General features: G+C 63.6%; 12 protein-coding genes. 9 read left to right on the top strand and 3 right to left on the bottom strand.

Going from position 1 to position 12,248, the window contains the following annotated elements:
- Positions 1-3: 3 nt before the first annotated feature.
- From BLW22_RS28100 to BLW22_RS28075, 6 genes are all read left to right on the top strand, one after another.
- Entirely contained in the window at positions 4-867 is an 864-nt protein-coding gene (locus BLW22_RS28100) for a LysR family transcriptional regulator (RefSeq protein ID WP_027606132.1), read from the top strand.
- Positions 868-1,112: 245 nt separating this feature from the next.
- Positions 1,113-2,177: a putative 2-aminoethylphosphonate ABC transporter ATP-binding protein gene (locus tag BLW22_RS28095; protein ID WP_065948783.1), complete on the top strand. Its 1,065-nt coding sequence runs from the start codon at positions 1,113-1,115 to the stop codon at positions 2,175-2,177.
- Between the two features lies 1 nt (position 2,178).
- Positions 2,179-3,885 (top strand): putative 2-aminoethylphosphonate ABC transporter permease subunit, encoded by a 1,707-nt coding sequence (locus tag BLW22_RS28090; protein WP_074847857.1) that lies wholly within the window; start codon positions 2,179-2,181, stop codon positions 3,883-3,885.
- 22 nt (positions 3,886-3,907) lie between these two features.
- The gene (locus tag BLW22_RS28085) at positions 3,908-4,921 is read left to right on the top strand and encodes a putative 2-aminoethylphosphonate ABC transporter substrate-binding protein (protein WP_074847855.1); all 1,014 of its coding nucleotides are present in this window, start codon (positions 3,908-3,910) and stop codon (positions 4,919-4,921) included.
- A 130-nt stretch (positions 4,922-5,051) separates the two neighbouring features.
- Positions 5,052-6,176, top strand: a complete 1,125-nt coding sequence (locus BLW22_RS28080; RefSeq protein ID WP_065948785.1) for a TIGR03364 family FAD-dependent oxidoreductase — start codon at positions 5,052-5,054, stop codon at positions 6,174-6,176.
- A complete protein-coding gene (locus BLW22_RS28075; RefSeq protein WP_074847853.1) occupies positions 6,176-6,730 on the top strand; it encodes a phosphonate degradation HD-domain oxygenase in 555 nt (184 codons plus the stop codon). Before BLW22_RS28080 ends, BLW22_RS28075 begins: the two co-directional genes overlap by 1 nt.
- Here the strand turns inward: BLW22_RS28075 and BLW22_RS28070 are convergent.
- Positions 6,727-8,094 carry a DUF3482 domain-containing protein gene (locus BLW22_RS28070; protein WP_074847851.1) on the bottom strand — a complete coding sequence of 456 codons (1,368 nt, stop codon included), beginning with the start codon at positions 8,092-8,094 and terminating at the stop codon, positions 6,727-6,729. The two genes, BLW22_RS28075 and BLW22_RS28070, sit on opposite strands and share 4 nt — an antisense overlap.
- Positions 8,087-9,466, bottom strand: a complete 1,380-nt coding sequence (locus BLW22_RS28065) for a DUF2868 domain-containing protein (protein WP_074847848.1) — start codon at positions 9,464-9,466, stop codon at positions 8,087-8,089. Before BLW22_RS28065 ends, BLW22_RS28070 begins: the two co-directional genes overlap by 8 nt.
- Positions 9,467-9,535: 69 nt before the next feature.
- On the opposite strand from BLW22_RS28065, the gene BLW22_RS28060 reads away from it, so the two are divergent.
- The 3 genes from BLW22_RS28060 to BLW22_RS28050 all read left to right on the top strand — a co-directional run bounded on the left by BLW22_RS28060 (position 9,536) and on the right by BLW22_RS28050 (position 10,648).
- Entirely contained in the window at positions 9,536-10,048 is a 513-nt protein-coding gene (locus BLW22_RS28060) for a dihydrofolate reductase (protein ID WP_074847846.1), read from the top strand.
- A gap of 83 nt (positions 10,049-10,131) precedes the next feature.
- A complete protein-coding gene (locus BLW22_RS28055; RefSeq protein WP_033897026.1) occupies positions 10,132-10,371 on the top strand; it encodes a type II toxin-antitoxin system RelB/DinJ family antitoxin in 240 nt (79 codons plus the stop codon).
- Positions 10,361-10,648 carry a type II toxin-antitoxin system RelE family toxin gene (locus BLW22_RS28050; RefSeq protein WP_065923875.1) on the top strand — a complete coding sequence of 96 codons (288 nt, stop codon included), beginning with the start codon at positions 10,361-10,363 and terminating at the stop codon, positions 10,646-10,648. Before BLW22_RS28055 ends, BLW22_RS28050 begins: the two co-directional genes overlap by 11 nt.
- Positions 10,649-10,679: 31 nt before the next feature.
- On the opposite strand, the gene BLW22_RS28045 is transcribed toward BLW22_RS28050, so the two are convergent.
- Positions 10,680-12,071 carry an L-cystine transporter gene (locus BLW22_RS28045; protein WP_065923874.1) on the bottom strand — a complete coding sequence of 464 codons (1,392 nt, stop codon included), beginning with the start codon at positions 12,069-12,071 and terminating at the stop codon, positions 10,680-10,682.
- Positions 12,072-12,248: the final 177 nt, after the last annotated feature.

Here is a 12,248-nt window from a genome sequence, read left to right as displayed (position 1 = left end):
GGTGTGCTGAGTGCCGAGTTGAAGGCGTTTTTTATGGTCGCCCGCCTGGGCAGCATCACCCAGGCGGCGAAAAAACTCGGCCTGAGCCAGCCCACCGTTACCACCCAGATTCGCAACCTGGAAAGCCAGTACGGCGTCGAGCTGTTCTACCGTGGCGGGCGCCGCCTCACCGTCAGCGACGAGGGCGCGCGCCTGCTGCCGATGGTCAAGACGCTGCTGCAGCAGGAAGCGGACATCGAGTTTTTCCTGCGCAACAGCGGCCAGGTCCAGGGCGCACTGAGGATTGCCGCGACGGCGCCGTACTACATCCTCGACCTGGTCAAAGCCTTTCGCGAACGCCTGCCGCAGGTCGAGGTATCGGTGGAAATCGGCAACTCCCAGCAGGTACTCGAAGCGCTGGACGATTACCGCGTCGATGTCGCTGCATCCTCGCAGTTGCTCGAAGACCCGCGCCTGATCCGCCGTGTATTGGGCACCGACCCGTTGGTGCTGGCGGTACACCGCAACCATCCACTGGCCAAGCTCGACCATGTACCCCTCAGTGCGTTGGCGGGGCATACGCTGTTGATGCGTGAAGCCGGCTCCACCACGCGGCGGCTTACGGAAGAGATGCTGCAAGGTGCGGGCGTCAGTTACGGGCCGCTGCTGGAAATCGGCAGCCGTGAATCTATCCGCGAAGCGGTGCTGCGCAATATCGGCATCAGCATCATCGCCCGCCAGGAAGTGCCCCATGACCCGCAGCTGAAGGTGCTGACCCTCGAGCATGCGCCGCAGATTCCCGAGTACCTGTACTGCCTCAAGGAAAGAAAAGGCGCTCGTCTGCCGGCGGCGTTTCTGGGGTTGGCGCAGGAAATGTCGCCGATCTAAAGCCTTGTAGTGGCTTTGGGGACCAATCGGGGTAAGCCCCCTCCCACAGGTGCCCGCATTTCCATGTTGGAACTCGGTCAAGTGTGGGAGGGGGCTTGCTCCCGATTGCGGTAGACCAGGCAGCTCACCGCTAAGCGTCCTACACAAATCTGCGAATACCACTATCGCCGCCTTTTGCCTTCCTGCCATAAGAGCGACGCATTGCCTGCCTAGCATGGCCTTCATCAGTTTGATGAGGTGCCACCATGAACACAGTCCTGACCCAACCCGGCGCGCCGATGAAAGTGCGCGGTATCCAGAAACGCTTCGGCGCCTTTACGGCGTTGGACAATGTGTCACTGGACGTGGCTGCCGGCGAGCTGGTGTGCCTGCTCGGCCCTTCCGGCTGCGGCAAGACCACGTTGCTGCGCTGCATTGCCGGCCTGGAACGCCAGGACAGCGGCGAACTTTACCTGGGTGACCGCGATGTTTCCCTGCTGCCGCCCCAGGCTCGCGACTACGGCATTCTGTTCCAGTCCTACGCGCTGTTTCCCAATCTCACCGTCGAAGCGAACATCGGCTACGGCCTCACCGGCAGCGGTCGTGATGAAGTGCGCCAGCGCGTCGGCCAGATGCTTGAACTGGTGGGGCTGCTTGGCAGTGAAAAGAAGTACCCCGGCCAACTCTCCGGCGGCCAACAGCAGCGGGTCGCCCTGGCCCGTGCGCTGGCACCGGCGCCGTCATTGCTGTTGCTGGATGAGCCGATGTCGGCCCTCGACGCCCGCGTGCGCGAACACCTGTGCACCGAGCTGCGCCAGCTGCAACGGCGCCTGGGTATCACCACCCTGATGGTCACCCACAACCAGGACGAAGCCATGTTGATGGCCGACCGCATTGCCGTGATGAACAACGGCAAGGTCGAGCAATACGCTACGCCCCAGGAAATCTACGACCGCCCGGCCACGCCGTTTGTGGCGGAGTTTGTCGGCCAGGGCAATTGGCTGCCGTTCAGCCGCAACAGTGCCAGCCATGCCCAGGTCGGCGGGATGAACATGCGCCTGGCCGAGGATGCCGGCGTGGCCAGGTCCGGCCGGCTGTTCTGCCGCCCGGAAGCGATCAGCGTCAACCCGTCGGTGCATGAGGAGAACCTGTTCCCGGCCAAGGTCCGCGAGATCACTTTCCTCGGCAACCGCTGCCGCATGAGCTTTGAGTTGGAGCAACTGCCCGGCCATCCGCTGCTTGCCGAACTGGCCCCGGAAGCCATGCCGCGCCTGGGCGCCCAGGACATCTGGGTAGCCTTGCCGCCGCGCAGCCTGCAGGTGTTTGCCTGAGATGGCCGCTGTCATGACTCTGGCGCGTCAAGCGTCACGCGCCGAAACCGGCGACCGTATTTTCGTGGTCGGCGGCAAACTGCTCTGGCTGGTGCTGCTGGGCATCGCCGTATTGCTGCCACTGCTGGCGATCTTCTGGCGCGGTTTCAGCAGCGAGGCCGGGCAGGGCGGTGGCCTGGTCGCCGCACGGGAGTTGCTCACCAGCGCCAACTTCCACTGGCTGCTGGGCAATAGCCTGAAAGTCTCCCTCAGCGTGGCGGCCATTGTCGTACCGCTGGCCTACCTGTTTGCCTACGCCCTGCAACGCACGTTGATTCCCGGCAAGGCCCTCTGGCGCGGTATGTCGCTGCTGCCATTGATGGCGCCGTCGATGCTGCCGGGGATTGCACTGGTCTACCTGTTCGGTAACCAGGGCCTGTTGCGCGGGCTGTTCTCGGACAACATCTACGGCTTCTGGGGCATTGTCCTCGGTGAAGTGATCTACACCTTCCCACATGCCCTGATGATTTTGCTGTCGGCGTTGTCGTTGGCCGATGCGCGTTTGTTCGACGCGGCCTCGAGCATGGGCGCCAGCCCTGCGCGGGCGTTCCGCAGCATCACCTGGCCGGCCACGCGCCAGGCGGTGTTTGCCGCGTTCTGCCTGGTGTTCACCTTGACCATTACGGATTTCGGCGTGCCCGTGGTGGTGGGCGGGGATTACCAGGTGCTGGCGCTGGAAGCCTACAAGGCGGTGGTCGGCCAGCAACAGTTCGGTCGCGGTGCGTTGATCGGCATGGTGTTGCTGCTGCCGGCGCTGTTCAGCTTTGGCGTCGACGCCTGGTTGCGTCGCCGCCAAGGTGACGGCATGAGTGGCCGCGCCCAGGTCTTCCAGCCGGCGCCGTCACGCCTGAGGGATAGCGCCTATCTGCTTATCGTGCTGCTCATCAGTGCCGTGTTGCTGCTGGTGTTCGGCATGGCGGTGTACTCCTCGCTGGTGAAGTTCTGGCCGTACAACCTGTCGCTGTCGCTCAGCCACTACCAGTTCGAAGACACGGCCGGCGGCGGTTGGCTGGCCTATCGCAACAGCTTGACCCTGGCGTTGTGCACGGCGTTGATCGGCAGCGTATTGATCTTCACCGGCGCCTACCTGATGGAAAAGACCAAGGGCCAGAAGGGCCTGAACCTGGCGCTGCGCATGCTCAGCTTTGTGCCGATGGCCGTGCCTGGGTTGGTGTTGGGCCTGGGCTACGTGTTCTTTTTCAACCTGAGTGGCAACCCGCTGCATGTGTTCTACGGCACCATGACCCTGCTGGTGGTGTGCACCATTGCTCACTACCTGACCACCGCACAGATGACCGCCACCACCGCGCTGCGCCAGCTGGACGCCGAGTTCGAAGCGGCGGCGCTGTCGCTCAAGGCGCCGCTGTATCGCCATTACTTGAAAGTCACGGTACCGATTTGCCTGCCGGCACTGCTGGACATCGTGCGCTACCTGTTTGTGTCGGCGATGACCACCGTGTCCGCCGCGATCTTCCTCTACAGCCCCGACACCATCCTCGCCGCCGTCGCCGTGTTGAACATGGACGACGCCGGCAATGTGGGCGGCGCGGCGGCCATGTCGACCCTGATCCTGTTCACCTCAGGCAGCGTTTCGCTGCTGCTGGCGTGGGCTTCACGTGGCGCCTTGCGCCGCTCCCAAGCCTGGCGCCAGACCGCGCCCGGCCAATAACCATCCCTGAAGGAGGTGCTCCATGTTCAAACCCCTGGCGCTGGTCGCTGCCGTACTCACTGCATTCAGCCTGAATGCCTTCGCCAAGACCGAGTTGACCGTGTACACGGCCCTTGAAGCCGAGCAGTTGAAGACCTACAAAAAAGCCTTCGAGCAGGCCAACCCTGACGTCGAGATCAAATGGGTCCGTGACTCCACCGGCATCATCACCGCCAAGCTGCTGGCCGAAAAAGACCGCCCGCAGGCCGATGTGGTCTGGGGACTGGCCGCGTCGAGCCTGGCGATCCTCGATCAGCAGGGCATGCTGGACAATTACGCCCCCAAGGACCTGGACAAGATCGGCAAGAATTACCGTGACGCCGCCAACCCACCGGCCTGGGTCGGCATGGATGTGTGGGCCGCGACCATTTGCTTCAACACGGTCGAAGCCGAGAAACAGGGCCTGACCAAGCCGGTGAGCTGGCAAGACCTGACCAAGCCCGAGTACAAGGGCAAGATCGTGATGCCCAACCCGGCCTCGTCCGGCACCGGCTTCCTGGATGTGAGCGCGTGGCTGCAAACCTTCGGCGAGAAGCAGGGCTGGCAGTACATGGACGACTTGCACCAGAACATCGGCCAGTACGTTCACTCCGGTTCCAAGCCGTGCAAGCTGGCGGCTTCCGGTGAGTTCCCGATTGGTATTTCCTTTGAGTATCCGGCCGTGCAGTTGAAGCGCCAGGGCGCACCGCTGGACATCATCCTGCCGAAGGAAGGCCTGGGCTGGGACATCGAAGCCACCGCCGTGATCAAGGGTACCGCCCATGCGGACGCCGCCAGAAAGCTCGCTGACTTCTCCGCCAGTACAGCGGCAATGGACCTGTACAAGGACAACTTCGCCGTGCTCGCCCAGCCGGGGATCGCCAAGCCGCAGACCGAATTGCCGGCCGACTACGAGCAGCGGTTGATCAAGAACGACTTCGGCTGGGCCTCGAAAAACCGCGACAGCATCCTGGCTGAGTGGCGCAAGCGCTATGACGGCAAGTCGGAGAAACAATAATTTTCACCTCTACCTGTAGGAGCGAGCTTGCTCGCGAAGCACGAATAGACGGCGCGGATAACCTGAAGCGCTGCCTTATCGTTGACGTTCTTCGCGAGCAAGCTCGCTCCTACAGAGGGTTGCATATTCCATGACAGATTTACTGATCATCGGTGCCGGCATCCTCGGCCTGTCCCACGCCTACGCCGCCGCCAGGCGCGGGCTCAAGGTCAAGGTGTTCGAGCGCAGCGCCACGCCCCTGGGCGCCTCGGTACGCAACTTCGGCCAGGCCCTGGTCACCGGGCAGCCGCCGGGGCCGATGCTTGACCTGGCACGGCAAAGCCGTGATATCTGGGGGCAATGGGCTCGGGTTGCCGGCCTGCAGCTCAAGCGCAACGGCTCGTACCTGTTCGCCCGTACCGAAGCCGAAGAACATCTGCTGGAAGCCTTCTGCGCCGGCCGCGCGCGTGAACACGGCTATAACGTCGACCTGTTGCAAGGCGCGGCGTTGAAGGATCTGTATGGCGGCCAGTTCCGCCATCACCGCGCCGCGCTGCATGGCCGGGACGACCAGCAACTGTATTCGCGCGAGGCGATACCGGCACTGATCCACTACCTGAGCCAGCAACTGGGTGTGGAATTTTACTTCTCCACCCTGGTGCGCGATGTCGAACCGGGCCAGGTGCACAGCACGGCAGGCAGTTTTCGTGGCGAGCAGGTTATCGTCTGTTCCGGCCACGATTATCAAACCCTGTTGGCCGAGGCCATCGCCGAACTCAACCCGCAGATCTGCCGCCTGCAAATGCTGCGCGCCCGGCCTGCACTCAACCTCAACCTGCAACACGCCTTGCTCACCGGCCTCAGTTGCGTGCACTACGGCGCTTTTGCCGACCTGCCTGAAGCCGCGCCGGTACAGGCGCAGATCCTGCGCGAGGCGCCGCACCTGCATGCACACGGGATTCACCTGCTGATCAGCCCGACGCCCCATGGCGAACTGATCATCGGCGACTCCCACGACTACGGCAGCGATGCCTCGCCGTTCAATGCCGAGCAGGTGGATGACTGGATGATCGAGTTGGCCGAACAGACCTTGGGTTGCAAGATCCAGGTGATGGAACGCTGGCAGGGCGTCTACGGCGCCAGGGGCCCGGCGCCGTTTTCATTTGTGCAGGCCGCACCTGGCGTGAGCGCTGCCTTGATGCACACCGGTGTGGGCATGAGCGTGGGGCCGGCGATGGCCGAGCGCAATATCACAACCCTGTGGGGGCCGGCGTGATGAGCCCGGAACAGGCGATTGCCACAATCTTCGCTTTGTACGAGCAGCACGGCGCGGCGGATTACATCGGCGAGCCGGTGTCGCAGATCGAGCACATGTCCCAGGCCGCGCAGTTGGCCATGGCCGAAGGCTTCGATGATGAAGTGGTGCTGGCGGCGTTTTTCCACGATATCGGCCATCTCTGTGGCCAGAGTGGCGAGAACATGGGCGGTTATGGCGTGGCCAGCCATGAACGGTTGGGCGCGGATTATTTGCGTCGCGCAGGCTTCAGTGAGCGCCTGGCCAGGCTGGTGGAGTACCACGTCCAGGCCAAGCGCTACCTGACGTTCAGCCAGCCGGACTACTACGCACGCTTGAGCGAAGCCAGCCGCCGCACCCTGGGTTACCAGGGCGGCGTGATGACGGCCGAGGAGGCTCGGGCGTTTGAGCAAGACCCGCTGTGTCAGGTCAGCCTGCGCCTGCGCCACTGGGACGAACAGGCCAAGGCAATGCACGTGCCGGTGCTCGACCTGGAAGTGCTCAAGGCCAAGGCCCGGCAGATGCTGGCGGCTTAAGTCTCGTCGAGGCGCTGGGCCAGGGCTTCGACCTGTTCCTGGCGTTCGGCCTGGCTCAGTCTGGCCTGGAGGTTGAGGGACGACCATTGCGGGTGGGCGCGGGCCTTGTGCAACGCGTCCGGCAATTTGCCTTCGCGCCAGGTCTTGTCCTGGGGCGTATCGACCTTGATGCTGTGCATCGCCGCATGGCCGCGCAGGTTCAGGGCCTTGAGCAACTGGCGCTGGCGCAGGGCGAGCAGGCGCAGCACGCTGTCGTCCACGGTCAGCTCGCGTTGGCCCTTGATCTTGCCCAGCAGGCGGCTGCCGTAGCTGCGGGCGGTCTGCAACGCGCCACCGGCGATGGCGCCCGCCAGGGCGGCGGCGCCGAGGGTCAGCCCGCCGACCAGCAGGTCCACCCCGGCTCCGGCCGCTGCGCCTGCAGCGATGCCACCGCCGACGCGCACGCCGAGTTGCTTGAGGGTTTCCGGGTTGAACAGGTCATCACCCCAGCGGCCGTCGAGCAACGGCAAATCGCTGGCGGCGGCGTCCTGGGGGCGGAAGCCGAACAGCTTGAGCAAGGCCTCCACGCATTTTTGTTCGCGCTGACGCACCGCCTTGCGCAAATCGCTGATGGCTTGTTGCTCATCTTCAGTCACCACGCTGCGTCGGCACGCGGCGCAGTCGATCAGCAATTCGGCAATCAACCGCGCGGCGCTCTGTTGACGGGCCTGGCGTTGGGCTTCCTGGTCGAGGATCAGGCGCTGCAACTGCGGCCGGGCGTTTTCCAGCAGCAGGGCGAGGCTTTCATACAAGCGACGTTCGCCGTCTTCCGGCGGCGCGACGCTGTCGAAACGCACCAGCGCATGCAGGCCCAGGCGTGCCAGGGCTTCGCGCCAGTCCGGCTCGCGGTGGTCGCTGCTGCTGACGAAGTTGAGCACCGGCAGCAACGGTTTACCGCAACTGGCCAGCACTTGCAGCTCATCACGGTACTTGGCCAGCACCGGTTCGCGAGCGTCGATCACATACAGGCCGGCGTCCGAGGCCAGCAGTTGGCGCAGCACCTTGGCTTCCTGTTCGAAACGCTGGCGGGCTTCGCTGCCTTCCAGGAACCGCGCCAGGCGGGCTGGGCCGTCCAAGCGTTCGCCGGGGCGATCCAGGCGTTCCAGGTAGTCGAGCAGGGCGATGGCATCTTCCAGGCCGGGTGTGTCGTACAGCTCCAGCAAGGCTTCGCCGTCGACCGACAAGCGCGCGCCTTCGACATGCCGCGTGGTGCTGGGGCGATGGGAGACTTCACCGAACCCGACGTCACGGGTGAGGGTGCGCAGCAACGAGGTCTTGCCGACGTTGGTGTGGCCGACCACGGCGAGTTTCAGTGGCTTAGTCATGACCGGTCTCCAGCCAGTTCAACGGCGCACAGTCGGCGAACGGCAGCTCCAGTTGTTGCAGCGCGCTGTGCCAGTCGCCCAGGCGCTCGGCATCCAGCGCCTGGCCGGGCGGGGCTTGCAGCAGCCAGATACGGGTAGCGGCGGCGCTGCGTGCGAGTTCGGCGATCAGTGCCAGGCTGCCGCGGTCCGGCGAGCGGCGCGGGTCGCAGGCGATGGCCAAGCGCGCGGGCGGGAAGCGGCTGAGTTGCTCCAGGAGCTTGTTGCGCGATTCGCGGCTGTCGAGGATGCCGGCGTGCTTCACATTAGCCGGCAGCTTGGGTGGCCAGGGGTGCTGATCGTCCAGTTCGATGGCGACGAGCAAGGCGCCGTCGCTGTCCAGCTCACTGACGCCGCCGGTGACGGGGTGCAGTTGTTCCGGCGCGGCGTCGTTGACGCCAAGGCGCTCGCTGCTGGGCATCAGGCGTTCGCGCAGTGGGCTGTAGCCGGGCAGGTTGAGGTCCAGGCGCAAGGCGGCGCGCCCGCGTTTCCAGCGCCACAGGCACAGCAGTGCGAGGATCAATCTTGGCAGCAGGCCGTAGACCAGCAATACCCCGACCAACCAGGCGGCCCACGCCTGGCGGGCGCTTTCGATGTTCAGGGCGGAATCGCCGCTGGCGCGGATCATCTCGACGGTCGGTACGTTGAAGCCCAGCAGGGCGGGCAGGGTGCCGAGGGCCTGGGTCACGGCGACGAAGGTGTCGGCGCCGAGGATAGTGGTTTCCCACACAAAGCCGTAACGGCGGGTGGCGAGCAGCGTCAGCAGAATCACCAGCGCACTGAGCAGCGCCAGCAACCACAGGCTGTTGACCAGCACACCGACCGCCCAGCGATTGAGTTTCTGCCGTTGCAGCAACAGCAGCAACGCCGGGGCCAGTTGGGCGGCCTTGGCATCGCGCGCAAGTTTTTCACTGAGCCACAACCACAAGCGCCCGAGGCTGGCGCTGTGCTCGCCGGCAAACAACAGCCCCAACGCCCAGCTCAACAGCAGGATCAGGTTCAGGCCGAGCAGGCTGCCCAGGGCCCAGAACACATTCACCGGGGTCAAGCCGTTGCCCAGCGCAGCAAAGGCCAGCCCCGCGCCGCTGATGACGGCCACCACCGCCAGCAGCACCAGCGCCAGGCGTGCGCCTTGCAGCCAGCGCGTGAGGGCGGCGGTCAGGCCATCGCGCTCGGCCAGGTGCAGGGCGCGCTGCTGGATGCGCGTCGGCAGGTCGCCGCCCGCCGTGCGCGCGAGGCGATTGGCTTCCTGGTCTTCCAGGGGGCCGGCGTGTTCTTCACGCAGGCGCACGGTTTCCGTCAGCCAGAGTTTGTGCAGGGGGGTCAGTGCGGTCACGCGTCTTCCTGTCGTGCAAGTGAGCTTGGAGCATAACCGCTGGTTCGTGGCTCTGGTATTCTCGTCGCCATGAAAAAAACTCTCCCTTTAAGCCTGATCGCAGCCCTCGGTGAAAACCGCGTGATCGGCGTCGACAACAGCATGCCCTGGCATTTGCCGGGGGATTTCAAATATTTCAAGGCCACCACGCTCGGCAAGCCGATCATCATGGGGCGCAAGACCTGGGACTCCCTGGGCCGACCGCTGCCGGGGCGCTTGAACATTGTGGTCAGCCGTCAGACCGACCTGGCGCTGGAAGGTGCGGAAGTTTTTCCGTCACTCGATGCCGCCGTGGCGCGGGCTGAAGCCTGGGCGCTGGAGCAGGGCGCGGATGAGCTGATGCTGATCGGCGGTGCGCAGTTGTATGCGCAGGGGCTGGAACAGGCGGATCGCCTGTACCTGACGCGCGTGGCGCTGAGCCCGGAAGGGGATGCGTGGTTTCCGGCGTTTGATGCGAGCCAGTGGAAGTTGGTGTCGAACGTCGAGAGTCCGGCGGAAGGGGACAAGCCGGCGTACAGCTTTGAGGTTTGGGAAAAGGCCTGACTGGCACCAGATTAGTCAGACTTGCAAAAGAAGCCTCGATGCGACACTGTAATGACCAATGTCTTTACAGTGAGGGCTGCCCCATGGCTTCTATCAACGTACGTATCGACGACGACCTTAAGGCTCGTGCTTATCACGAGTTGGAAAAGCTCGGCGTCACCCCATCGGAATTAATGCGGCAAGCCTTGCAGTACGTGGCAGAGCGCGGCCAGTTACCTTTCAAGCCTGTCCTCATGACTGAAGATGATGAGGCATTGTTGGCAACCGTTCGGGAGCGGCTGGCTGCGCCTCAGCGGGTGAAGGTCTCACTGGATGACCTATGAGCTGGATTTCGATACACGGGCTTTGAAGGAATGGCACAAACTGGGCGATACCGTTCGTCAACAGTTTAAAAAGAAGCTGGTTGAGATCCTGATCAATCCACGTATTGAAGCCAGCCGTCTGCATGGCTTGCCCGATTGCTACAAAATCAAGCTGCGCAGCAGTGGCTATCGGTTGGTGTATCAAGTCATTGACCAGGAGATCACGGTGCTTGTCGTGGCTGTCAATAAGCGTGAGCGTGATGAGGTTTACCGAAAGGCTGCTGATCGTTCGAGCTAGCAGGGACTGAGGTCCCTGCTAGCTTATTCCGTCAGGCCTGCGCCAACGCCCCATGCTCATCCGCATCCAACAACGCTTTATCCGTCTGCCCCATGATCTGGCTGGTAATTGCCCCCGCCGTCATCGAACCATTCACGTTCAGCGCCGTACGGCCCATGTCGATCAGCGGCTCCACGGAAATCAGCAGCGCCACCAGTGACACCGGCAAGCCCATGGCCGGGAGCACGATCAACGCGGCAAAGGTCGCGCCGCCGCCCACGCCCGCCACACCGGCCGAACTCAGGGTCACAATCGCTACCAGAGTCGCGATCCACAGCGGGTCCAGCGGGTTGATGCCCACGGTCGGCGCCACCATCACCGCCAACATGGCAGGGTAGAGGCCGGCGCAGCCGTTCTGGCCGATGGTCGCGCCAAACGAGGCGGCGAAGCCGGCGATGGATTGCGGGATGCCCAGGCGGCGGGTCTGCGCTTCAATGCTCAGCGGGATGGCCGCCGCGCTGGAGCGGCTGGTGAAGGCAAAGGTCAGTACCGGCCAGACCTTGCGGAAGAAGCGCAGCGGGTTGATCCCGGCCAACGACAGCAACAGGCCGTGCACCACGAACATCAGGCCCAGGGCCAGGTACGACACCACCACAAAACTGCCGAGCTTGATGATGTCCTGCAGGTTGGAACCGGCGACCACCTTGGTCATCAGCGCCAGCACACCGTACGGCGTCAGCTTCATCACCAGGCGCACCAGGCGCATCACCCAGGCTTGCAGGGTGTCGATGGCGTTGAGCACCTTCTGGCCTTTTTCCACGTCATCCTTGAGCAGTTGCAACGCGGCAACCCCGAGGAAGGCGGCGAAAATCACCACGCTGATGATCGACGTCGGCTTGGCCCGGGCCAGGTCGGCGAACGGGTTGGCCGGCACGAACGAGAGCAGCAACTGCGGGATATTCAGGTCGGCGACCTTGCCGGCGTAATCGCTCTGGATCACTTGCAGGCGTGCCATTTCCTGGGTACCGGCCACCAGGCCTTCGGCGGTGAGGCCGAACAGGTTCGTCAGGCCGATACCGATCAGCGCTGCAATCGCGGTGGTGAACAGCAGCGTACCGATGGTCAGGAAGCTGATCTTGCCCAGGGACGAGGCGTTATGCAGGCGCGCCACGGCACTGAGGATCGAAGCGAATACCAGCGGTATCACGATCATTTGCAACAGTTGCACGTAGCCGTTGCCGACCAGGTCGAACCAGCCGATGGAGGCTTTGAGCACGGGGTTGCCGTCGCCGTAAATGGCGTGCAAGGCCGTACCGAACGCTACGCCGAGGACCAGGGCGAACAGGACCTTCTTGGCGAGGCTCCAGTGGGTGCGACGGGTTTGTGCCAGGCCCAGCAACAGGGCCACGAACACCAGCAAGTTGAGAATCAGGGGCAGATTCATTGAAGCTCCGTTGAGAAGGCAGCCAATCGCGTGAGCCCGCGATTGCGAACCGGAAATCCTAACAGCTTGAAATATATTGATTTAATACCGATATGGAATGGCAGCTGTCGTTTTCGGAATAAGGCTTTGACGCTCTGGCGTATGCCCGTGACGGAATCAGGACGCACACCGTCGTGC

The organism is Pseudomonas marginalis (assembly GCF_900105325.1).
Lineage (GTDB): Bacteria > Pseudomonadota > Gammaproteobacteria > Pseudomonadales > Pseudomonadaceae > Aquipseudomonas > Aquipseudomonas marginalis.
This window is presented reverse-complemented; position numbering and strand designations above follow the sequence as displayed.